This window comes from Aliishimia ponticola (genome assembly GCF_004803475.1).
GTDB classification, from domain to species: Bacteria; Pseudomonadota; Alphaproteobacteria; order Rhodobacterales; family Rhodobacteraceae; genus Aliishimia; species Aliishimia ponticola.
In genome coordinates this window covers 723,334-745,696 of record NZ_SRKY01000001.1, presented here as the reverse complement: position 1 = coordinate 745,696, position 22,363 = coordinate 723,334, and the positions used below count along the sequence as shown (strand labels likewise).

The 22,363-nt window shown below is 61.2% G+C and carries 16 protein-coding genes and 1 riboswitch; of the genes, 7 read left to right on the top strand and 9 right to left on the bottom strand.

Going from position 1 to position 22,363, the window contains the following annotated elements:
* Positions 1-139: 139 nt before the first annotated feature.
* From E4Z66_RS03540 to E4Z66_RS03530, 3 genes are read right to left on the bottom strand one after another with little or no spacing between them, the layout of a single operon-like run.
* Positions 140-922, bottom strand: a complete 783-nt coding sequence (locus E4Z66_RS03540; RefSeq protein WP_136461547.1) for an SDR family NAD(P)-dependent oxidoreductase — start codon at positions 920-922, stop codon at positions 140-142.
* Positions 919-1,902 carry an LLM class oxidoreductase gene (locus tag E4Z66_RS03535; RefSeq protein WP_211097103.1) on the bottom strand — a complete coding sequence of 328 codons (984 nt, stop codon included), beginning with the start codon at positions 1,900-1,902 and terminating at the stop codon, positions 919-921. Before E4Z66_RS03535 ends, E4Z66_RS03540 begins: the two co-directional genes overlap by 4 nt.
* A 24-nt stretch (positions 1,903-1,926) precedes the next feature.
* On the bottom strand, positions 1,927-2,724 hold the full coding sequence (locus tag E4Z66_RS03530; RefSeq protein ID WP_136461545.1) for a CmcJ/NvfI family oxidoreductase: 798 nt from the start codon (positions 2,722-2,724) through the stop codon (positions 1,927-1,929).
* A 324-nt stretch (positions 2,725-3,048) separates the two neighbouring features.
* Between E4Z66_RS03530 and E4Z66_RS03525 the strand changes: the two genes are divergently transcribed.
* From E4Z66_RS03525 to E4Z66_RS03505, 5 genes are all read left to right on the top strand, one after another.
* Entirely contained in the window at positions 3,049-4,629 is a 1,581-nt protein-coding gene (locus E4Z66_RS03525) for an ABC transporter substrate-binding protein (protein WP_136461544.1), read from the top strand.
* Positions 4,630-4,706: 77 nt separating this feature from the next.
* Positions 4,707-6,257 carry an ABC transporter substrate-binding protein gene (locus E4Z66_RS03520; RefSeq protein WP_136461543.1) on the top strand — a complete coding sequence of 517 codons (1,551 nt, stop codon included), beginning with the start codon at positions 4,707-4,709 and terminating at the stop codon, positions 6,255-6,257.
* Positions 6,258-6,358: 101 nt separating this feature from the next.
* Entirely contained in the window at positions 6,359-7,327 is a 969-nt protein-coding gene (locus tag E4Z66_RS03515; RefSeq protein ID WP_136461542.1) for an ABC transporter permease, read from the top strand.
* A complete protein-coding gene (locus E4Z66_RS03510) occupies positions 7,324-8,229 on the top strand; it encodes an ABC transporter permease (RefSeq protein ID WP_136461541.1) in 906 nt (301 codons plus the stop codon). Before E4Z66_RS03515 ends, E4Z66_RS03510 begins: the two co-directional genes overlap by 4 nt.
* Positions 8,226-9,947, top strand: a complete 1,722-nt coding sequence (locus E4Z66_RS03505) for an ABC transporter ATP-binding protein (protein ID WP_136461540.1) — start codon at positions 8,226-8,228, stop codon at positions 9,945-9,947. Before E4Z66_RS03510 ends, E4Z66_RS03505 begins: the two co-directional genes overlap by 4 nt.
* A gap of 22 nt (positions 9,948-9,969) precedes the next feature.
* Here E4Z66_RS03505 and E4Z66_RS03500 read toward each other — a convergent pair whose 3' ends face one another.
* The 5 genes from E4Z66_RS03500 to nrdH all read right to left on the bottom strand — a co-directional run bounded on the left by E4Z66_RS03500 (position 9,970) and on the right by nrdH (position 16,210).
* A complete protein-coding gene (locus tag E4Z66_RS03500) occupies positions 9,970-12,282 on the bottom strand; it encodes a Hint domain-containing protein (RefSeq protein WP_136461539.1) in 2,313 nt (770 codons plus the stop codon).
* A 123-nt stretch (positions 12,283-12,405) separates the two neighbouring features.
* Positions 12,406-13,383: a class 1b ribonucleoside-diphosphate reductase subunit beta gene (nrdF, locus tag E4Z66_RS03495; protein WP_136461538.1), complete on the bottom strand. Its 978-nt coding sequence runs from the start codon at positions 13,381-13,383 to the stop codon at positions 12,406-12,408.
* 55 nt (positions 13,384-13,438) lie between these two features.
* On the bottom strand, positions 13,439-15,571 hold the full coding sequence (nrdE, locus tag E4Z66_RS03490; protein ID WP_136461537.1) for a class 1b ribonucleoside-diphosphate reductase subunit alpha: 2,133 nt from the start codon (positions 15,569-15,571) through the stop codon (positions 13,439-13,441).
* The gene (gene nrdI / locus E4Z66_RS03485; RefSeq protein WP_136461536.1) at positions 15,553-15,978 is read right to left on the bottom strand and encodes a class Ib ribonucleoside-diphosphate reductase assembly flavoprotein NrdI; all 426 of its coding nucleotides are present in this window, start codon (positions 15,976-15,978) and stop codon (positions 15,553-15,555) included. The genes nrdE and nrdI overlap by 19 nt, the downstream gene beginning before the upstream one ends.
* Positions 15,979-15,988: 10 nt before the next feature.
* Positions 15,989-16,210, bottom strand: coding sequence for a glutaredoxin-like protein NrdH (gene nrdH, locus E4Z66_RS03480; protein ID WP_136461535.1), 222 nt, complete (start codon positions 16,208-16,210; stop codon positions 15,989-15,991).
* A gap of 101 nt (positions 16,211-16,311) precedes the next feature.
* Positions 16,312-16,504, bottom strand: a riboswitch (cobalamin riboswitch).
* A 275-nt stretch (positions 16,505-16,779) separates the two neighbouring features.
* Here nrdH and E4Z66_RS03475 point away from each other — a divergent pair.
* Positions 16,780-17,841: a homocysteine S-methyltransferase family protein gene (locus E4Z66_RS03475; protein WP_136461534.1), complete on the top strand. Its 1,062-nt coding sequence runs from the start codon at positions 16,780-16,782 to the stop codon at positions 17,839-17,841.
* A gap of 4 nt (positions 17,842-17,845) precedes the next feature.
* On the top strand, positions 17,846-20,548 hold the full coding sequence (gene metH / locus E4Z66_RS03470) for a methionine synthase (RefSeq protein WP_136461533.1): 2,703 nt from the start codon (positions 17,846-17,848) through the stop codon (positions 20,546-20,548).
* A gap of 10 nt (positions 20,549-20,558) precedes the next feature.
* On the opposite strand, the gene E4Z66_RS03465 is transcribed toward metH, so the two are convergent.
* On the bottom strand, positions 20,559-22,247 hold the full coding sequence (locus E4Z66_RS03465) for a sulfatase-like hydrolase/transferase (protein WP_136461532.1): 1,689 nt from the start codon (positions 22,245-22,247) through the stop codon (positions 20,559-20,561).
* Positions 22,248-22,363 lie beyond the last annotated feature (116 nt).

Genomic DNA, 22,363 nt, shown 5'->3' with positions numbered 1-22,363 from the left:
GCGACAAACGCCGCCCGGCAGACCGCCGTTGCGGGTGTTTCGCCTTGTTCCCTGCATGTGTGACACGATGGCGGGCGCGGTGCTGACCCGCGGCCCGGCAGTTCGTGCGGCGGCGGGTCAGACCGGCGCAGCAGCGTCGTCAGAGACCCGAAAGCTCTGACAGCGCGGCCATCACACCCGACACTTGGCCGCCATCTTTCGCAGCGGGGTGGGGATGGGCGAAGCGCCCGGAATCATTGTCGAAATACGCGCCGGAGGCGTCCGCGAACGAGTCCGACAGGGCCGCGCGGCGCAGGATGTCGGCCCCGATGCGCAGGTCATTGCCCGCAATCCCGAAGCTTTCCTTGACCATCTTCGATGCCAGAAGCGATCCGGGATTAACCGCGACGAATACTGGCCCCTCGGGATGGGTTTTCGAAAGTTCCTGCGTCCAGATCGTGATGGCGAGCTTGCTTTGCGCATAGGCCCCGGAATGGTCCAGCGGTGTTTTCCCGCGCATGGCTTGCGGATCGACCGGCGCTTGCGCGGCTGAGGACAGGTTCACCACGCGCCCGTCTTTTGGCAGGATCGGCAACAGGCGCTGCGTCAGAATCCAGGGGGCGATCGTGTTGACGACAAAGCGCACATCCAGGCCGTTTTCGGCTTGGGTATGTTGCGTCTTGTAAACGCCTGCGTTGTTGATCAGCACGTCCAATCGTTCATGGTCGGCCAGCACCGCATCCGCCAGTGCGTTGACATCGGCAAGCCGGGACAGATCGGCGCGGTACGTCTTGGGCGCGCCGCCGACCTCTTGCGCGGCGGCTTTCAGCTTATCCTCGCTTCGGCCATGCAGCAGAACGGTGTGGCCCTCGGCGGCAAGTGTCTTGGCGGTCAAAAGCCCGATCCCGTCGGTCGCGCCGGTGATGAGAATGGTCTTGGTCATGGGTGGTTCTCCGTGTTGGAAAAGTCGGGCAAAAGCGCATCGGCAAGCCGGTGCAGCGTGTCTTCGACAGGGGCGCGGTTGAACCGCAGGTTCAGGGCGACATGGTTGATGCCCAGCGTCCGAAGGTCGGTCAGGTAGCGGCGCAGAAAATCCGTACCGGACTGAAAGCCCAGATGGATCGGGCGGGGGGCGGCATCGGGTTGATCCACAAGATCGACGTAAAGCGACTGCATCACCGGTTTGTCGGGCAGGCCCGCAGCGGCGATGCGGTCGCGGTAATCGGCAACGACGCGGCCCTGCGCCGCCGTGTCGCGGGGGTAGGTCATCCAGCCATCGCCATTTTCCGCGACCCAATCGGGGCTTTGCTGGCTACCGCCAGTGATCAACAGGGGAATGTTGCCTGCCACGGGTTTGGGCAGCATGTCGATCCCGCCGGACAGCGTGCCATGATCCAGCGCGGCGCGCGGATAATCCTGCGCCACCGCGCGGATATAGGCGACGCTGTCGCGGAACCGTGCGCCCCGGTCGGGGAAGTTCTGGTTCAGCGCCGGGTATTCTTCGGGGCGATCGCCCGACGCGATACCCAGCAGCACACGCCCGCCGGACAGAACATCCACCGATGCGGCGGCTTTGGCCACATGCGCCGGGTGGCGCAGCGGCAGCACGACGCTGGCAACGCCAAGGGCGATATCGCGGGTCGAGGCCGCCAATGCGCCCAGATAAACGAACGGATCGAAGAGCTGCCCAGCATCGCCGAAACTGGGCACATTGAAGGGCACGTCGCGCAGCCAAAGCGCTGAAAAACCCAAGCTATCGGCCAATTGCGCGCGCTCCATATGGCGCGTCATATCCGGCACCGGGTCATTGCCATGGGCATCCAGAGGCAGCACCAGACCAAGGCTTAGCCCGCCCGGTTGAAACACGCTGTTATAGGCACGGTTCATCGGCGCGAAGGAGGTGGCGTCAGACGTGTCTTTCATTGCAGTGACCTCGTTCATCTTGTGTTATCCGGCTGCGTGGGGTGCTGACAGCCGTACCAGAGTTCGGCTCTCAATGCTCTTGCGGCAGGTCGTGATTGCCGGATCTTCGACCAGATCGACGGCGCTGTGGCCCACGAAAGGGTGGCCCTGTTTGTCGTAGATGTTGAAAAATACCACCTCATCCGGGGTCATGCGGGACCGATAGACCCAGTCATGCGCCGGGTTGGCGGCAAGGCCCAGGATCTGACCGGTCCGGTCGGGATAGATCAGGTCGATTTCGATCCAGTCGCGGCTTGCAACGCTGGCGGGGCGGACAAAGCCCAGGGGCGCGGAGTTGATGGGATTGTCCACCGGACGCCAGACATTGACGAAAGCATAGTGACCGGCGGCCCATTCGGCGGCGGTCGCCGGCCCCAGAATATCCACGAGCCGCTGTTTCGCGCCCTCGGGGCTGTAATCGCTATGCACGTTGCGGGCAGGGCGGCGTGTTGCGGTGGGATCGTCCACACGCAGGGTGTGATCGAAAATGATGACGTCTGACGCGCCAATTTCCCGGCGCAGCAGTGTCGTCAGTTCCGAATCGTAGGCCGCTTGCCAGCCGTCCCAGTCGAAATCGGTCACGGCAGTCGGAACATGGGCAAAGGCAAACCCGTCGGTAGCGAACTCCGCCTTGGTGTCGCTGTCGCGCTCATCATGCAGCGGGATTTGAGTGGCTGCCAATTCGGGCGAGACAAGCTGTCCCGTGGCCCCGCCTGCGTCAATCTCGAAGGCTTGGCGGAACGGTTTGTGGATGTGGTAATTGACGGTCGCGCTTTGGGTCATCGGTCGCCTCGCTGAACTTGGACGGCGACCGCGTTGCGCGGGTGCCGTGTGGTCATGGGTGAAGGTAACATTTTCAATTTTCAGGGTAACCGGCGGGAATTGGAGTTCAGTTTTCGGAATTTCCGCATAATCTAGGCACGCCAATCTGCCGTCTGGCCTGTTTGGGCACGCGCAGGCCTTAGCGCCGCCTATGCGACCAAAGCACCGTGCGAAGTTTTGACGCAGATTTCTGCTTTGGGGGTCTTGGCACCGGGGCCGGGTCGTGATGTGTTTGCGCCATCACCCCGTCTGCTTAGAAGGGGAACAACAATCAGGGAGTTTTCCATGAAAAAGTATACCGGTCTTTTGGCCGTTGCCGCGCTGTTGTCGACGACCACGCTTGTCTCTGCCGAGACGCTGCGGTGGGCGCGCGCAGGCGACGCGCTGACACTTGATCCGCATGCGCAAAACGAAGGTCCGACGCATACGATTCGCCACCAGATGTATGAGCCTCTCATCATCCGCGACGTGACGGGCGCGTTTGAACCGGCGCTGGCGACCGAATGGGGCCCCAAGGCCGATGACCCGAATGTCTGGGTCTTCAAACTGCGCGAAGGCGTGAAATTCCACGGCGGCGAAGACTTCACTGCCGAGGATGTCGTGTTCAGCTTTGAGCGCGCGAAAACCGAAAACTCCGATATGAAAGAGCTGATCGGCTCCATCGTCGAAGTGCGTGCGGTCGACGAATACACCGTCGAACTGGTCACCGATGGCCCGAACCCGATTCTGCCGTCGAACCTGACGAACCTGTTCATCCTCGACAAAGGTTGGGCCGAGGCGAACAACACCGCCAACGTTCAGGATTTCGAGGGCGGCGAGATCACCTATGCCACGACCAACGCCAACGGCACCGGTCCTTACAAGCTGCAAAGCCGGGAACCCGACGTGCGGACCGTCATGGTGCGCAACGACGATTACTGGGGCCGCGATCAGTTCCCGATGGAAGTGACGGAAATCATTTACACCCCGATCCAGAACGCCGCGACCCGTGTGGCGGCGCTGCTGTCGGGTGAGGTGAACTTCCTTCAGGACATGCCGGTGCAGGATTTGCAACGCGTGAACGATGCCGATGGCCTCGTCGTCAAGAAGGCCCCGCAGAACCGCGTGATCTTCTTCGGGATGAACCAGGGCGCGGATGACATCGAAGCGGACAATATCGATGGTAAGAACCCGCTGGCCGATGTGCGCGTGCGCAAGGCCATGTCGATGGCAATCAACCGCGACGCCATTCAGCAGGTCGTGATGCGCGGCCAGTCCGAACCGGCGGGCATGATCGCGCCGCCCTTCGTGAACGGCTGGACGGCGGAAATGGATGCCGAAAGCTCCACCGACGTGGAAGGCGCGAAGGCACTGATGGCCGAGGCCGGCTATGCGGACGGGTTCTCCATCCGGCTCGATTGCCCGAATGACCGTTACATCAACGATGAGGCGATCTGTCAGGCCGCTGTCGGGATGCTGGGCCAAATTGGCGTGAAGGTGAACCTGGATGCCAAGCCCAAGGCGCAGCACTTCCCGCTGATCACTGACGGCAAGACGGACTTCTACATGCTGGGTTGGGGCGTTCCGACATACGATTCGGAATACATCTTCAACTTCCTCGTTCATGGCCGCGAAAGCGACATCGGCACGTGGAACGGCACCGGGTTCGACAATGACGACCTGGATGCGAAGATCGCGTCGCTGGCCTCCAACACCGATCTGGAAGCGCGTAATGCGGATATCGCCTCCATCTGGCGCGTCGTGCAGGACGAGGCGCTGTATATCCCGATCCACCACCAGGTTCTGAACTGGGGCATGGCGGAAGGTGTCGGCGTCGAAGTCGATGCCGAAGATCAGCCGAAGGTGAAATACTTCACCATGAAGTAACGCCCTCTTTGCCGGGCCGTTCGCATCTTCGCGGGCGGCCCGGTATGTCGATCCCTTCCCCAATCGAGGTCACACACATGCTTCGCTATTCCACCGCGCTGGCCATGATGCTGGCGCTGCCCGCCGCGGCCGAAGACTTCAGCTTTGCCGTCACCACGGACCCGCAGACGATGGACCCCCATGCGGTCAACTCCGCGCCGGTTCTTGGTTTCCTGAACAATGTCTATGAAGGTCTGGTCCGACGCGGCAAGGATATGTCGATCGAACCGTCGCTGGCCGTCAGCTGGGAGCCGATTGGCGAAGGGAGCGGCTGGCGTTTCCACCTGCGTGAAGGTGTGAAATTCCAGGACGGTGCCGATTTCAACGCAGATGACGTGATTTTCTCGTACCAGCGGGCGTCCTCGGAAGAGGCCGATACCTCAAGCTGGTTCGCACCGGTGAGCGAGGTCGTGAAGGTGGACGATTACACCGTCGACATCATGACAACTGCGCCAAACCCGATTTTCCCCGATTCCATCGCCAACTGGATGATGATGGATAGCGGCTGGGCCGAGGCGAATGGCGCCGCGCGTCCGGACAAGGAACAGGGCAACTTCGCCACGCTCAATGCCAATGGCACCGGGGCGTTTCAGCTTGTCTCGCGCGAGCCGGACCTGAAAACCGTGCTGGAGCCTTATGATGGCTGGTGGGATACCGCCGAACATAACCTGACGCGGGTCGAAATGACCCCGATCCAGAACTCTGCGACGGCGCTTGCGGCGCTGTTGTCGGGCGATGTCGATTTCATCGACCCGGTGCCGATTCAGGATGTCGCCCGTCTCAAGCAGAACCCGGATGTGCAAGTCATTCAGGGCATCGAAGCGCGGGTGATCATGCTGGGCTTTGACCAAAAGGAAGGCGCGGCGGAAAGCGGTCAGGGCGGGGCGGACATGTTCCTTGACGCGCGTGCCCGCGAAGCCGTTGCCCATGCGATCAACGTGCCCGCGATCTTGCAAACCATCATGCGCGGCAATGCCGAGGTTGCCAGCCAGCTTGTCAGCCCGGCGATGCGGGGCTTTTCCAAATCCAACGCCGCGCCCTACAGCTATGACGTGGATGCCGCGCGCAGCTTGGCGCAAGAGGCGGGGCTGACAGATCAGACGATCTCGTTCAAATGCCCGAATGACCGGTATCTCAATGACGAGGCCGTGTGTCAGGCGGTCACCGCGATGCTGGCGCAGGCGGGGATGACCGTGTCGCTGGATACGATGCCGGTGTCGAACTACTGGCCGGAACTGCGGGCGAACAACTTCGACATGTACCTGCTGGGCTGGTCGCCGGGTACATTGGACGCAGAGCATCCGATCCGTTTCCTTGCCGCCACGCCCAATGCCGAGGCGCGTCTGGGAAGCTGGAATTTCGGCGGGTATTCCAATGCCCGGGTGGATGAACTGCTGCCGAAAATCCAGTCCGAGATCGATGACACCGCGCGTCAATCCATGCTGGATGAGGTGGCCGGGACGCTTCAGGACGAGGTCGCCTATGTGCCGCTTTACGTGCAACCCCTTGTCTGGGGCGCGCGTGCGGGGATCGAGCTGACGCAGCGCCCGGACAATTTCTTTATCCTGCGCTGGGTCACAGTGAACTGACCGCCTAAAATCAAACCCGCCCCGGCGCGTCGATTGACAGCCATGGCCGCACGTGGGAAGCCGCGCGTCAGCCTTGGGGCGGGTTACAAAAGGAAGAACAAGTGCTCTCCTTCATTCTCAAACGTGTCGGACAATCGATCCTCGTGCTGTTGATCACGGGGCTGGTGGCGTTTTCGATGTTCACCTTTGTCGGCGACCCGATCGACAACATGCTGGGCCAGGAACGGACGATGGAAGACGTCGAACGCCTGCGCGAACAGCTTGGGTTGGATCAGCCCTTTGTGGTTCAGTATTACCGGTTCCTCGAACAGGCGGTGCAGGGCAATTTCGGCGTGTCGTATCGCCAGGGCCGCCCGGTGGCCGAGATTTTGTTGGAACGCGCCCCGGCAACGTTGGAACTGGCGGCGGTGTCCGGCGTTCTGGCCATTGCCTTTGGCATCGCTCTGGGCGTGTTCACCGCGATCCGCCGCAATGGCATCGCCGCGAATGTGATCATGTCCGCCTCGCTGATCGGGGTGTCGCTGCCAACCTTCCTGATCGGTATTTTGCTGATTTACCTGTTCAGCGTCGAACTTGGCTGGCTTCCCAGCTTCGGCCGGGGGGAGACCGTCGATCTGGGCGGCTGGACGACCGGTTTTCTGACCGTGTCCGGTCTGAAGGCGCTGATCCTGCCGTCGATCACGCTGGGCCTCTACCAGATGACGCTGATCATGCGGCTGGTCCGGTCCGAAATGCTTGAAGTGCTGCGACAGGATTATGTCCGGTTCGCCAAGGCGCGCGGGCTGAGCGACCGGGTCATCAACTTCCGCCATGCGCTGAAGAACACGATGGTTCCGGTGATCACGGTGATCGGTTTGCAGCTTGGCTCCATCATTGCCTTCGCGATCATCACGGAAACCGTATTCCAATGGCCGGGGGTCGGACTGCTGTTCATCAACGCGATCCAGTTCGTCGATATTCCGGTGATGGCGGCCTATCTGATGCTGATTTCCGTCATGTTTGTTGGGATCAACCTGTTGGTGGACATCCTGTACGCCTTCATTGATCCGCGTTTGAGGGTGGCCGCATGACCCGCTTTTTCGACAGTGACATCTTTTATGCATTCCGCACCAGCCCGGTTGCGGTGGTATCGGCCACCGTTACCGTTCTGATGGTGTTGGCGGCGGTGTTCGCGCCGCTGATCGCGCCGACCAACCCGTTCGATCCGTCCAGCCTGAACCTGATGAACGGCTTCACCCCGCCGATGGAGCCGAACGCCTTTACCGGTGACAGCTTCCTTCTGGGGACCGATGATCAGGGGCGCGATGTGTTCTCGACCATCCTTTACGGGATGCGGATTTCGCTTTTCGTCGGGGTCGCGGCGGTGCTGTTCGCGATGGTTCTGGGCATCTTTCTTGGGCTGCTCAGCGGCTATGTCGGCGGCTGGACCGAGACGATCATCATGCGCGCGGCGGATGTGCAGCTGACCTTTCCGTCGATCCTTGTGGCTATGCTGATCTTTGGCGTCGCCAAGGGGGTAACGCCCGTGGAATACCGCGATCAGATGGCGATCTGGGTGCTGATCCTTGCCATCGGCCTGTCGGACTGGGTGCAGTTCGCGCGCGTTGTGCGCGGGGCGACGCTGGTGGAAAAGTCCAAGGATTACGTCGCCGCCGCGCGGATGATCGGGCGTTCGCCGCTGACGATCATGGTGCGCCACATCCTGCCCAACGTGTTGTCGCCGGTACTGGTAATCGCGACGATTTCGCTTGCGCTGGCCATCATCGCGGAAGCCACGCTTAGCTTTCTGGGTGTGGGCGCGCCGCCGACCCAGCCATCACTGGGCACGTTGATCCGCATCGGACAGGGGTTTCTGTTCTCCGGTGAGTGGTGGATTTTGTTCTTCCCGGCCTGCACCTTGTTAGCCCTTGCACTGGCTGTGAACCTGCTGGGCGACTGGCTGCGCGACGCGCTTAACCCGAGGCTGAGATGACCGAACCTGTCCTGTCGATCCGCAACCTGACCGTCGATATTCCGACGCGTCGTGGCCTGTTCAAACCGGTCGAAAACGTGTCCTACGACATCCGGCCGGGCGAAATCCGGGGCGTCGTGGGTGAATCCGGTGCGGGCAAATCCATGACCGGCAATGCGGTGATCGGCCTGCTCGATCCGCCCGCGCGTATTGCGGAAGGGGAAATCTGGCTGAACGGTCGCCGGATTGACCAGCTTGATGCCGAGGAAAAGCGCAAGATCCGCGGCAAAGAGATCGCGATGATCTTCCAGGACCCGCTGACCTCGCTCAACCCGCTGTTCACGGTGGGCGCGCAACTGGTGGAAACGATCCAACTGCATCTTGGCCTCAACCAGGCGGACGCGAAAAAGCGGGCCATCGACCTGCTGGACCGGGTGCGGATTCCGAACCCCGAAGAGCGTTTCGACCAATACCCGCACCAGTTTTCGGGCGGGATGCGCCAGCGCGTTGTGATCGCGTTGGCCCTATGTTCCGAACCGTCGGTGATCGTCGCGGATGAACCGACCACGGCCCTTGATGTAAGCGTGCAGGCGCAGGTGCTGGACCTGATCAAGGAACTCGCGCGGGAACGGCAAGTCGGCGTCATCCTCGTGACCCACGATATGGGCGTGATCGCCGATACGACCGATCAGGTGACCGTCATGTATTCGGGCCGCGTGGTCGAACAGGGGGCCACGGCGCAAATCCTGGGCGCGCCGCAGCATGAATACACCAAAAGTCTGATCGCGGCCGTGCCGCGTCCGCAGGTCAAACTGCATCGGTTCCCGCAGGTCAGCTATGGCGGGCGCGAGACCACGTTCAAGATCGAAGACCTCGCGCGCAACTGGGATCGGTCGACCACCTCGCAAAGCGGCACTCTGTTGCAGGTCGAAGGGCTGACCAAACGGTTCCTGTCCAAAGGCGCGCTTCTGCCATCGCGGCGCGAATATTTCACCGCTGTCGATAACGTAAGTTTCGACATCAAGGACGGTGAGGTGTTCGGGCTGGTGGGCGAATCCGGCTCAGGCAAGTCGACCGTCGCGCGGATGATCGCCACGCTGTATCCGGTGGACGGGGGCAAGATCACCTTTGACGGTGAAGAAATGACAGCGATGGATAAGGAGGGGATCGCGCGCTATCGGCGGCAGATCCAGATGATCTTCCAGGACCCGTACTCGTCGTTGAACCCGCGCATGTCGGTGGGCGATATCGTGGCCGAGCCACTGATCCATCACAAGATCCTGCCGCGTGCAGAGGTGGGGGCGCGTGTGCGCGAACTTCTGGACCGGGTTGGCCTTGCCTCGGACGCGCATCGGAAATACCCGCATGAGTTTTCGGGCGGTCAGCGTCAGCGGATTTCGATCGCGCGCGCGCTTGCGACCCAGCCACGGTTCTTGATCTGTGATGAGCCGACCTCGGCGCTGGATGTGTCGATCCAGGCGCAAATCCTGAATATTCTGAAAGACTTGCAGGAATATCTGGGGCTGACGATGCTGTTCATTTCCCATGATCTGCCAGTCGTGCGGCAGATGTGCGACCGTGTGGGCGTGATGCGTCAGGGCAAATTGGTCGAGGTGCAGGAAACCGGCGCGCTGTTTGAAAATCCGCAATCCGATTACACACGTGAATTGCTGGATCTGATGCCGCGGCTTGAGCAATTGTCCGAGGAAGAGTTCGCGGGCCTGCGCGAACAAGGCTAACGCAAGACGTGTGGCTACGGGGCTAGGGCGCCGCGTCCAACGCGCGCAGCGTCGGCGGCAAATCGGCAGGCCGCGCGAATTGGCGGGATGTGGGGCCATAGGCCGAAACCGCATCCAGATGGGCGAGGTCGGGGAACAATTCGTATACTTCGCGTCGCACATCGCTGTGCAACGCCCGCATCGCCTGCGGACCGGGATAGAAGCTTTCAGACGCTGCATCATTGGCAAAGATCACCTGATGCGTCTCGAACATGAGGTGGAGATAGGTGACAGAGCGGCATCCGCGCATCTCTCGCACCATGCCGCCATGAAGTTGCGCCAGATGCCGGGCGCGGAACAGGCGTTCCTCCCCATCTTGGCGCAGCAGAACCCCGTGTTGCGGCGACACCCGTAATGGACGGGATGTGCCGATCAGGGCAGGGGCGATGGTGATCGGTTTGAGATGGGGATTGAGCGCGAGTTCGCGGTAATCCAGCCGCCGTGCTGCGATCCAGATCAGGGGTTGCGGTCCGTTATCGCGCGTCAGCACGAGGTCGCCGGGCCTAAGCCGTTCGATCGGTACCGGACCTGCGGGCGTTGCGATCTGCGTCCCAGAGGCAAAACAAACGACGCTTTCCATCCCCGTGAAGTGGAGGGTGGAGCCATCATTCATCTGAACGGTGCCGTCATAGCTGGTGTTGCCACTGGCGTTTGTGGTGGTGCTGGTGATGGTCAGCGTCGACATGTCGGCGCGCCCGGCAAGGCGCAGCACGTCGCCGCCGCCTACGCTTTCGCCGGTATCGCCGCCATCGACCGTGACGTCGCTTTGCCCGTCCTCGCCGTAATCCAGCAGGGTAAAGGTGTCGTCCCCGTCACCGCCTTGCGCAACATCCCCTTCGGCGACGTTGATCGTGTCGTCGCCTTCCTCCCCCAAAAGCGTGTCAGCGCCGATACCGCCTTCCAGCGTGTCGTCGCCATCGCGCCCTTCAAGTATGTTGTCGCTGCTGTCGCCAATCAGCGTGTCGGCCGTGAGGCCACCAATCACGTTCTCGATATTGGCGTAGGTATTGCCCTGATCGTCGAGCCCGTCCGCAAGGTTGATGGTAAAGCCAAATGTTTCGACATCGGTGCCGTAGATCACGACCGTGTCGATGCCGGTGCCGCCATCGAAATCATCTGATCCGACGCCTGCCAGCAGGGTGTCGTTACCCGCGCCGCCCGACAGGGTATCATCGCCCGAAAGACCATCAATGGTATCGTCGCCATCGCCCCCCAGGAGCGTATCGTCATAGGCGGAGCCGGTGATATCGTCACTGCCGCCGCCTGCGTCGATATCGACCCCATCCGTGGCGGCGCTGGCATTGAAGATATCGTCGTAATCGGTGCCGATATAGTTCTCGATCTGCCAGAAGCTGGCGACATCGGTGCCGTCGGTAAAGCTGCCTTCCCCGCCGGAGGTTTCGGTCAGCGTGACGCTGTTGGAGAGGCCGGACAGGTCAATCGTATCGTAGTCGATCCCGCTGCCGTCCGTGGTGCCCCCATAGATCAGGTCAGAACTGAAGTTATCGCTGAAATAGAATGTGTCGGCGCCCGCGTCGCCATACATGGTGTCACTGCCGAGGCCGCCCCAGAACTGATCGGCCCCATCCATCCCGGTCAGGGTATCGTCGCCTTTGCCGCCCACAAGCCGGTCGTCGCCTGCACCGCCTATCAGGGTATCGTTCCCGGCCCAGCCCTTGATTTGCTGGCCTGAGTCGTCGCCTCGGATGTAGTCGTCGGCAAGGTGCGACCCATCGATCTGTTCGATGTCGATCAGCGTATCGCCTGCCGCCTCGCCGCCGCTTTCGGGCGCACCATCCGTCAGGTCGATAACGACCCCTTGGGCGGAGTCATGATAACTGGCGATATCGTATCTTCCGGCGGACCCATCCAGCACATCCGCGCCATCGCCACCGTCAAGATAAGTGTGTCCGCCCGAGCTGGCATTCCCGATGAGGTAGTCATCGCCATCCTCGCCCTCAAGGACATTGACGCCGTCCCCGCCAGAGATCGTGTCGTCGCCGGACCCGCCATAGATATCGTCGTCGCCCGCACCGCCAGAGAAGCTGTCGAAATACTCGAACAGCGTCGCGCCGCCCAGTGTCGCATCGGCGGGACCCGTGCCGCTGGTGTCTTCGACAACATATGTGGTCGTTCCGTCATCAATGGTGAGGCGGCCATTGTCGGAATCGACCGTGATCAAATAGGTCGACGGCAGCCCGGAAAAGTCGATGGCATGGCCACTGGAACTTTCATCGATGGCATTCCAGAACGCCGCCGAATTCCAGTTCGATGTTGTTACGACATAAGTGGTCAAAAAACCGGTGTCCCGAGGTTGCACGAAGAGGGCCAAGTGGCGGTCTTCGTGCAGCCTTAGGCAGACTTAGTTAAGATCGTCTAACGGTTTGGAATTGTGAAAAATTGTCTTTAACGCGTGGGCTTAGAAGTCCCAGTCTTCGTCCTCGGTCGCGACCGCCTTGCCGATAACATAGCTTGATCCGGAGCCGGAGAAGAAGTCGTGGTTCTCGTCCGAATTCGGCGACAGCGCGGCCATGATCGCCGGGTTCACCTTGCAGGCGTCATCGGGGAACAGCGCCTCGAAGCCGAGGTTCTGCAAGGCTTTGTTGGCGTTGTAATGCAGGAACTGTTTCACGTCCTCGGTCAACCCAAGGCCATCGTAAAGCTGTTCGGTATAGCGCGCTTCGATCTCGTACAGATCGAACAGCAGCGCGAAGGCGAAGTCCTTCAACGCGTTGCGTTCCGCTTCGGGCAGGCGTTCCATGCCGCGCTGGAACTTGTAGCCGATATAATAACCGTGGATCGCTTCGTCACGGATGATCAGTCGGATCAGGTCGGCCGTATTGGTCAGACGCGCGCGGCTTGACCAGTGCATCGGCAGATAGAAACCGGAATAGAACAGGAAGCTTTCCAGAAAGACGCTGGCGATCTTCTTCTTCAGCGGGTTTTCCGTTGCAGCGTATTCGTCAAGGATCAGCCGGGACTTGGCTTGCAGATGTTCGTTCTCAGCCGACCAGCGGAAGGCTTCGTCCACATCCGCCGTCTGGCAGAGCGTTGAAAAGACGGACGAATAGCTGCGCGCATGGACCGCTTCCATGAAGGCGATGTTGGACAGGACTGCCTCTTCATGGGGCGTGATCGCATCGACCATCAGCGTGGGCGCACCGACAGAGTTCTGGATCGTGTCCAGAAGCGTCAGCCCGGTGAAGACGCGGATGGTCAATTGCCGTTCATCCTCGGTCAGTTGCGACCAGCTTTGGATGTCGTTGGACAGCGGCACCTTTTCGGGCAGCCAGAAATTCACCGTCAGGCGGTTCCAGACATCCAGATCGGTGTCGTCCTCAAGACGGTTCCAGTTGATGGCGCGGGGCACGGGCCGGGCGGCGGTGAAATCTTTCATCGGATCAGTCCTCGAAACGGGCGTGTGGTGGGTAGGGTAGGCTTCAGCCTACCTGTCACAGCGAACAGGAGACGCAGCCTTCGACTTCCGTCCCTTCAAGGGCGGCTTGGCGCAGGCGGATATAGTAGATTGTCTTGATGCCCTTCTTCCACGCATAGATCTGCGCGCGGTTGATATCGCGTGTGGTGGCCTCGGCCGCGAAAAACAGCGTCAGCGACAGGCCCTGATCCACGTGCTGGGTCGCGGCGGCATAGGTGTCGATGATCGCCTCCGGGCCGATCTCGTAGGCATCCGCGTAAAATTCCAGGTTGTCATTCGTCATATAGGGCGCGGGGTAGTAGACGCGGCCGATCTTGCCCTCTTTGCGGATTTCGATCTTGGAGGTGATCGGATGGATCGAAGAGGTCGCGTAGTTGATATAGCTGATCGACCCGGTGGGCGGTACGGCTTGAAGGTTCCGGTTGTAAAGCCCGTGTTCCATCACGGATGCCTTCAGCGCGTCCCAGTCCGCGCGGGTGGGAACGGAAATGCCTGCCGCGTCAAAAAGTTCCGCCACACGGTCGGTTTCCGGCAGCCAGTCCTGCGACGTGTACTTGTCGAAGAAACGGCCATCGGCATAGGCGCTCTCGGCAAAGCCCTTGAATGTCACGCCCCGTTCGCGCGCCAGCGCGTTGGAAGCGGTCAGCGCGTGGAACAGGACCGTGCAGAAATAGATATTGGTGAAGTCGATCCCCTCGGGCGATCCGTAATGGATACGCTCGCGTGCGAGATAGCCATGCAGGTTCATCTGCCCCAGACCAATGGCGTGGCCTTCGTCATTGCCCTTGCGGATCGACGGCACACTGTCGATTGCCGACATTTCCGATACCGCATTCAGCGCCCGAATGGCCGTGTTCACAGAGCCCGCCAGATCGCCGCCATCCATCGCACGGGCGATGTTCATGGAGCCGAGATTGCAGGAAATATCCGTGCCCATCTTCGCATAGCTCAGATCGTCGTTGAAATCCGACGCTTCGTTCACCTGCAAAATCTCGGAGCACAGGTTCGACATGGTGATGCGCCCCGCGATCGGGTTCGCCTTGTTCACCGTGTCTTCGAACATGATGTAGGGATAACCGCTTTCGAACTGGATCTCTGCGATGGTCTGGAAAAAAGCCCGTGCGTTGATCTTGTGTTTGCGGATCTTCGGGTTGTCGACCATCTCGTCGTATTTCTCGGTGACCGAGATGTCAGAGAACGGCACGCCATAGACTCGTTCCACGTCATGGGGAGAGAACAGGTACATATCCTCGTTGCGCTTGGCCAGTTCGAAGGTCACGTCCGGGATCACCACGCCAAGGCTCAGGGTCTTGATGCGGATTTTCTCGTCCGCGTTCTCGCGCTTGGTGTCGAGGAAGCGCAGGATGTCGGGGTGATGCGCGTTCAGATAGACCGCGCCCGCGCCCTGACGCGCGCCCAGTTGGTTGGCATAGCTGAACGAGTCTTCCAGCAGTTTCATCACCGGAATGACGCCCGAGGATTGGTTTTCGATCCCCTTGATGGGCGCGCCATGCTCGCGGATATTGGTCAGCATCAAGGCGACACCGCCGCCGCGCTTGCTGAGTTGCAGGGCGGAGTTGATGCCGCGCCCGATGCTTTCCATGTTGTCTTCCATGCGCAGCAGGAAGCAAGAGACGAACTCGCCGCGCGCCTTTTTCCCGGCATTGAGGAAGGTCGGCGTTGCCGGCTGGAAGCGGCCCGCGATGATCTCGTTCATCAGGCGCATGGCCAGCGCTTCATCGCCGCGTGCCAGCGTCAGCGCGTTCATCACCACGCGGTCTTCGTACCGTTCAAGGTAGCGTTGGCCATCGCGGGTTTTCAGCGTGTAAGAGGTGTAATACTTGAACGCGCCCAGAAAGCTGGGAAAGCGGAATTTCAGCGCATAGGCGGCGTCCCAGATCTCGCGCTGGAAATTGCGCGAATACTGGTCCAGCACTTCGGGCTCGTAATAGCCTTCATCCACCAGATAACGCAGCTTTTCGTCCAGCGAATGGAAGAAAACGGTGTTCTGGTTCACATGTTGCAGGAAATACTGCCGCGCGGCCATGCGGTCGGCGTCGAACTGGATTTTGCCGTCCTCGTCATAGAGGTTCAGCATCGCATTGAGCGCATGATAGTCGAGATCGGCGGTTACGCTTGCATCAAGCATTGTGTGTCCTCTGTAGACCAGAAACGGGTAAGCCCCGCGCGGATGCGGGTAAGATCGGTGTCAGTACCGGCCAGTTCGAACCGGTACAGGACGGGGACGTTGCATTTACGCGAAATGACGTCCCCGGCAAGGGCGAAAGTGGTGCCGAAATTGCGGTTGCCCCCGGCGATGACACCGCGCAGCAAGGCGCGGGTGGGGGCGTCGTTCAGAAAGCGGATGACCTGCCGGTGGACCGCGCCGCGCCCGGTGCCGTCGCTATAGGTCGGGCTGACCAGAACGAAGGGCGCGTCGGGGCAGGGCATCGGGGCCGCCGGGTCGCGCGGGATGCGCAGTGCGGGCAGGCCCAAACGCTCTATCAGGCGGGCGGTGTTGCCCGACCCGCTGGAAAAATAGACAAGCCCCGCCACCGCGCCGCGCTCAGGACAGGCGGCCGATCATGTCGGGCCGAAAGCCCGCCCAATGGTCATCACCGGCGATCACGACCGGCGCCTGACGATAGCCAAGCTCTGTCACGCGGGCCAGCGCATCGGCGTCTTCGGTCAGATCGACCACGTCATAGCTAAGCCCCTTGGCATCCAGCGCGCGGGTGGTGGCGGTGCATTGAACGCAAGCGGGTTTGGAATAGACGGTGATGCTCATGGCGTTTGTCCCTTGTCGTGGTTGGCGGCTTTGGGACGGGGACGCGCATCGCACGGGCGGGGTGGCTCCGCCGTGCACGCATCCGGGCCCTCCGCCGCGGTGGTCGTCGTTGCGCCTTGGCAGGTCTCCTGGCTCGCGGCTTATGACGCCGCGGCCCGCCTTCCCAGCGCATCGCGCCAGTGGATTTGGGCCGTCGGCTTGCCGCTTACAGTTGCGGGGGCAGCGCCGGTATTGCACCGGCTTCCCTTTTCACCTGCGAGGCGACTCGCAGGCACCAAGACAACATCATATAGATGCCTTTGGTGCGTGCGTGTCAATATATAGATGTTTGTGCCGAAGCGATTTTCGGGTACCTCGCTGTTCTGAGGGCTTTTGGATCATGCCGCAACCCGAAAACCACCCGGCGACTGGCCGCATGGGCGGAAACATCGCCGCAGTGTCTGCAGGCCTTCGGACTGCGCAACGGGCGGTTTTGCCTTTATGAAGGTGGCTCATAATCTTTCTCAGAAGTATGAATTTTCCTTCAAAGACGCGCCATGTTACCTCCGGTGCAGGAAAGCAGGTGATCCATGTTGAACTTCTCACTTCCGCCCAGCCCGGCGCATAACGCGCTGATCCGTGCCGCGTCCGAACGCATTCTGATCCTCGACGGCGCTATGGGAACCATGATCCAGACCCTCAACATGACCGAGGAGGATTTCTCGGCCAACGGGCATATCCACGGCCCCGGTTGCCGTCATCACCCCTCGGACCACCCGCAGAAGGGCAATAACGACCTGCTGGTGCTGACCCAGCCGCAGGCGGTCGAAGATATTCAGTTGGAATTCGCCTTGGCGGGCGCGGACATACTGGAGACGAACACATTTTCCTCCACCACCATCGCGCAGGCCGATTACGGGCTGGAAGGCGCGGTCCATGACCTGAACGTGGCAGGCGCACAGGTGGCGCGGCGCGCGGCGCAGCGGGCCGAGGCGCAGGATGGCAAGCGGCGCTATGTGGCGGGCGCGGTCGGGCCGACGAACCGGACGGCCTCCATCAGTCCCGATGTGAACGATCCCGGATTTCGTGCGGTCAGTTTCGACGATCTGCGCATCGCCTATGGCCAGCAGATCGACGGGCTGATCGAAGGCGGCGCGGACCTGATCCTGATCGAAACCATCTTTGACACGCTGAATGCCAAAGCCGCGATCTTCGCCGCCTTTGAAAGTTTCGCCAAACACGGGCAGCGGCTGCCGATCATGATTTCGGGCACGATTACCGATGCCTCCGGGCGCACGCTGTCCGGGCAGACGCCCACGGCCTTCTGGCATTCCGTGCGCCATGCGCGGCCCTTCACGGTCGGGCTCAATTGTGCGCTGGGGGCCGATGCCATGCGCCCGCATCTGGCGGAACTGGCCGGTGTCGCGGACAGCTTCATCTGTGCCTATCCAAATGCGGGATTGCCCAACGCCTTTGGCGCATATGACGAGACACCCGATGAAACCGCCGCCCTGGTCGAGGTATTTGCCCGCGACGGGCTGATCAATATCGCGGGCGGCTGTTGCGGCACGACGCCGGACCATATCCGCGCCATCGCCGAGCGCGTAGCGGCCCATCCGCCGCGCCGCCAGAAGGAGAAAGCCGTTGCCTGAACCCATGCTCCGCCTTTCTGGCCTTGAACCCTTTGTGCTGACGCCGGACATTCCTTTCGTGAACGTAGGCGAACGCACGAATGTCACCGGCTCTGCCCGGTTTCGCAAGCTGATCACCAATCGCGACTATGCCGCCGCGCTGGATGTGGCGCGCGATCAGGTGGAGAACGGCGCGCAGATCATTGATGTGAACATGGATGAGGGGCTGATCGACTCGCGTCAGGCGATGATCGACTTTCTCAACCTCATCGCGGCCGAGCCGGATATCGCCCGCGTGCCGATCATGATCGACAGCTCCAAATGGGAGGTGATCGAAGCCGGGCTGAAATGCGTGCAGGGCAAGCCGGTCGTGAATTCCATCTCGCTGAAGGAAGGCGAGGCGGCCTTTATCGAACAGGCAACGCTTTGTCTGGCTTATGGCGCGGCTGTGGTGGTGATGGCATTCGACGAGAACGGGCAGGCGGACACGCTGGAGCGCAAGATCGAGATTTGCGCGCGTGCTTACCGTGTTCTGACCGAAAAGGTGGGCTTCCCGCCCGAAGATATCATCTTTGACCCCAATGTCTTTGCCGTCGCGACCGGCATTGAAGAGCATGACAATTACGGCGTCGACTTCATCGAAGCGACGCGCTGGATCCGCCAGAACCTGCCCCATGCGCATGTGTCGGGTGGGGTGTCGAACCTGTCCTTCTCGTTCCGCGGAAACGAGCCCGTGCGCGAGGCGATGCATGCGGTCTTTCTCTATCACGCGATTCAGGCGGGGATGGATATGGGGATCGTCAATGCGGGGCAATTGGCGGTTTATGATCAGATCGACCCGGACCTGCGCGACGCCTGCGAGGATGTGGTTTTGAACCGGACCCCGGCCAAAGGCACGCCTACGGAAAACCTGCTGGACATTGCGGAACGGTATCGCGGGACGGGACGCGAAGAAAAACAGCGCGATCTTGCGTGGCGGGACTGGCCTGTTGAAAAGCGCCTGGAACACGCGCTGGTGAATGGCCTGACCGAGTTCGTCGATGAAGATACCGAAGCCGCACGGCAAGCGGCGGACCGGCCGCTTGACGTGATCGAAGGGCCGCTGATGGCCGGGATGAATGTGGTCGGCGATCTGTTCGGCGCGGGCAAGATGTTCCTGCCGCAAGTGGTCAAATCCGCCCGCGTGATGAAGCAGGCCGTGGCGGTGCTGCTGCCCTATATGGAGGCCGAAAAGGACGGTGGCCGCGAAGCTGCGGGCCGGGTGCTGATGGCGACGGTGAAGGGCGATGTGCATGACATTGGCAAGAACATCGTGGGTGTCGTGCTGGCCTGCAACAATTACGAGATTATCGACCTTGGCGTGATGGTGCCGCCTCAGAAGATTCTGGAAGAGGCGAAGGCCCATGATGTCGATGTGATCGGCCTGTCGGGCCTGATTACGCCCTCGCTGGACGAGATGGTGCATCTGGCCGCCGAGATGGAGCGCGTCGGCTTTGACATCCCGCTTCTGATTGGCGGGGCGACCACGTCCAAGGTGCACACGGCGGTAAAGATTGCGCCGCAATATCAGCGCAGTCAGGCGATCTATGTCACCGATGCCAGCCGCGCGGTTGGTGTCGTGTCAGCCTTGCTCAGCCAGACCCGGCGGGATGGCTATATCGCAGAGATCCGCACCGAATATGATGAGGTCGCCGCGCGCCATGAAGCCGCCGAGCGTGCCAAGCAGCGCCTGCCCCTGGCCGCCGCGCGGGCCAATGCGATGCAGATCGACTGGACGGGCTATCACGTGCCGGCGCCGCAATTCATCGGGCCGCGCCCGGTGGAGGATTGGGATCTGGCGGAAATCGCCCGCTATATCGATTGGACGCCGTTCTTCCAGACATGGGAGCTCAAAGGCGTCTATCCGCGTATACTGGAGCATGAAACCTACGGCGCGGCGGCGAAAAGCCTCTTTGCCGATGCACAAGCCATGTTGGAGCGGATCATCGACGAGGGCTGGTTCGTGCCGCGCGCGGTGGTGGGGTTCTGGCCCGCGAACCGGGAGGGCGACGATATCCGCCTGTTTGCCGACACCGCCCGCAGCGCCACGCTGAACCGGCTGCATACGCTGCGCCAGCAAACCTCGAAACGCGGGGATCGTCCGAACCTTGCGCTGGCCGATTTCGTCGCGCCGCCGGGGGTCGAGGATTATGTCGGCGGGTTCGTCGTGACCACGGGGCCGGAAGAAATCGCCATTGCCGAAAAGTTCGAAGCGGCGGGCGATGATTACAGCGCGATCATGGTCAAGGCCCTTGCGGACCGTTTCGCCGAAGCCATGGCCGAGATGCTGCACCAGCGCGTGCGGCGCGACTTCTGGGGCTATGCGCCGAAGGAAGCCTTTGCCCCCGCGGATCTGATCGGCGAGCCTTATCGCGGTATCCGTCCGGCACCGGGCTATCCCGCGCAGCCAGATCATACCGAAAAAACCACGCTCTTCCAGTTGCTTGAGGCCGAAAAGCATACCGGCGTCAGCCTGACCGACAGCATGGCCATGTGGCCCGGTGCGTCGGTGTCCGGCCTGTATATCGGCCACCCAGAGGCCTATTACTTCGGCGTCGCCAAGGTGGAGCGTGACCAAGTCGAAGACTATGCCGCGCGCAAGGGCATGGAGATCGCGGAAGTCGAACGCTGGCTGGCCCCGGTTCTGAACTACCGTCCCGGCAAATCCCCCGCGATGGCTGCGGAATAGGCGCGCGGCCCTACGAGGCGGGCGCGTCTTTCTTGCCGGGGGCCGTTTTCCTGTTGGGCGCTTTGCGGCCACGGTATTTCACCGTCAGTTCCAGCGGCACGTCATTTTCGTCATAGACGCCCAGAACCACGCCGCGTTTGCGCGATTTGGTCCGCATCTCGATCAATTGTGCCTCGCTCCGGGTGGTGCGCTGCGCGCTGCGGCGGGTCCATGCGAACAGCTTGTCGTACATTTCCGCGATCACGTCCTCATGCGCGGCGCTGTCGCCCAGATCGACCAGTTCCTGCGGATCGGCCTCCAGATCGAACAGCATCGGACGATGCCCACCTTCGAAATGGATCAGCTTCCAGCGTGTGTTGGCCACCATGAAGCACACCGCATCGCGCACCCCGATCCCGTGCAGATGGGCGATGGGCGTGGCGGCATAGTCATATTCACAGATCACGTAGTCGCGCTTGGTGTCTTGCGCTTTGCCATGCAGGATCGGCATCAGGCTTTCGCCTTCCAAAATGTGCTGGGGCGGCTCGCCGCCGGCCACTTCGACAAAGGTTGGTGCAAGGTCGATGGATTCCACCAGAGCGTCGCAGACCGTGCCCCGCGTTGCGTCAGCTTCGGGCGAGGGGTCGTAGATGATCAGCGGCACCTTGATCGCCGCGTCATGGAAGAACGTCTTTTCCCCCATCCAGTGATCGCCCAGATAATCCCCGTGATCGGACGTGAGGACAATCATCGTATCCTCCATCCGCCCGGTTTCTTCGAGCCATTGGAACAGGCGGCCCATCTGGTCATCGGCCTGTTTGATCAGACCCATATAGGCGGGGATCACCGCCTCGCGCACTTCTTGCTTGGAGAAGGATTCGCCGATGATGGTGTCCATGAAATAGCGAAAGACCGGATGCGCATTGGCTTTCTCATTATCCGACCGAACGACCGGCAGTACATGTTCCGGCCCGTACATGGAGGCATAGGGCTCCGGCACGATATAGGGCCAATGGGGTTTGATATAGGACAGGTGGCAGCACCACGGACCGTCATGGCTGGACATGAAATCGATACCGCGCCCGGTCAGGTAGGGGGTTTCGCTGTCTTCTTCGGCGATATTGGCCGCTTCGGGCGCGTGTTTCAGGAACCAGCCAGACAGCACATTGCCATCGTCATCGAGCCCCGAATTGGCGAAGTCATGCCATGGGTTATCGCTCTCATACCCTTTGGCGCGCAGCCATTCATTGTAATGTTTGGCCCCGTCCGGGTCGTAATACCCATCCGGGCCTTCCGGCAGCATCCCGTCGTCACGCTCGAACACGTCAAAGCCGCATTCGCTGACCCGTGCGCCGATCAGGCTGTCGGGGGCAAGCCCAAGCCGCGCCATGCCTTCTTCGTCGGCGCGCATATGGGTCTTGCCCACCAGATAGCATTCCATCCCCGCGCGGCGCAGGTGATCGCCCAGCGTTACCTCACCCACTTTGAGCGGGATGCCGTTCCAGCTGGCCCCATGCGAATGCACATAACGCCCGGTATAGGTGCTCATCCGGCTGGAGCCGCAGATCGGCGACTGGATCGTGGCGCGGGTAAAGCGAACGCCGCGCGCCGCCAGCCGGTCGATATGCGGCGTGTGCAGATGTGGGTGGCCATAGCAGCTTAGGTAATCCCAGCGCAGTTGGTCGAACATGATGAAGAGAATGTTCTTGGGCTTTGCCATGCTGTGTCCGGGCCGCGCGCCCGTTCGGGGCTTGCGCGGCGTCTCCTCCAAGTGATTTGGGCGGCAGGCTAACGGATGAAAGACGGGACGGAAACGGCAATTCGGCTTTAATGGTC

What these genes read in the sequence shown, in the direction of transcription:
- E4Z66_RS03540 (WP_136461547.1), bottom strand. Translation starts at nt 922, where the DNA reads ATGACCAAGACCATTCTCATCACCGGCGCGACCGACGGGATCGGGCTT.
- E4Z66_RS03535 (WP_211097103.1), bottom strand. Translation starts at nt 1,902, where the DNA reads ATGAAAGACACGTCTGACGCCACCTCCTTCGCGCCGATGAACCGTGCC.
- E4Z66_RS03530 (WP_136461545.1), bottom strand. Translation starts at nt 2,724, where the DNA reads ATGACCCAAAGCGCGACCGTCAATTACCACATCCACAAACCGTTCCGC.
- E4Z66_RS03525 (WP_136461544.1), top strand. Translation starts at nt 3,049, where the DNA reads ATGAAAAAGTATACCGGTCTTTTGGCCGTTGCCGCGCTGTTGTCGACG.
- E4Z66_RS03520 (WP_136461543.1), top strand. Translation starts at nt 4,707, where the DNA reads ATGCTTCGCTATTCCACCGCGCTGGCCATGATGCTGGCGCTGCCCGCC.
- E4Z66_RS03510 (WP_136461541.1), top strand. Translation starts at nt 7,324, where the DNA reads ATGACCCGCTTTTTCGACAGTGACATCTTTTATGCATTCCGCACCAGC.
- E4Z66_RS03505 (WP_136461540.1), top strand. Translation starts at nt 8,226, where the DNA reads ATGACCGAACCTGTCCTGTCGATCCGCAACCTGACCGTCGATATTCCG.
- nrdF (WP_136461538.1), bottom strand. Translation starts at nt 13,383, where the DNA reads ATGAAAGATTTCACCGCCGCCCGGCCCGTGCCCCGCGCCATCAACTGG.
- nrdE (WP_136461537.1), bottom strand. Translation starts at nt 15,571, where the DNA reads ATGCTTGATGCAAGCGTAACCGCCGATCTCGACTATCATGCGCTCAAT.
- nrdH (WP_136461535.1), bottom strand. Translation starts at nt 16,210, where the DNA reads ATGAGCATCACCGTCTATTCCAAACCCGCTTGCGTTCAATGCACCGCC.
- E4Z66_RS03475 (WP_136461534.1), top strand. Translation starts at nt 16,780, where the DNA reads ATGTTGAACTTCTCACTTCCGCCCAGCCCGGCGCATAACGCGCTGATC.
- metH (WP_136461533.1), top strand. Translation starts at nt 17,846, where the DNA reads ATGCTCCGCCTTTCTGGCCTTGAACCCTTTGTGCTGACGCCGGACATT.
- E4Z66_RS03465 (WP_136461532.1), bottom strand. Translation starts at nt 22,247, where the DNA reads ATGGCAAAGCCCAAGAACATTCTCTTCATCATGTTCGACCAACTGCGC.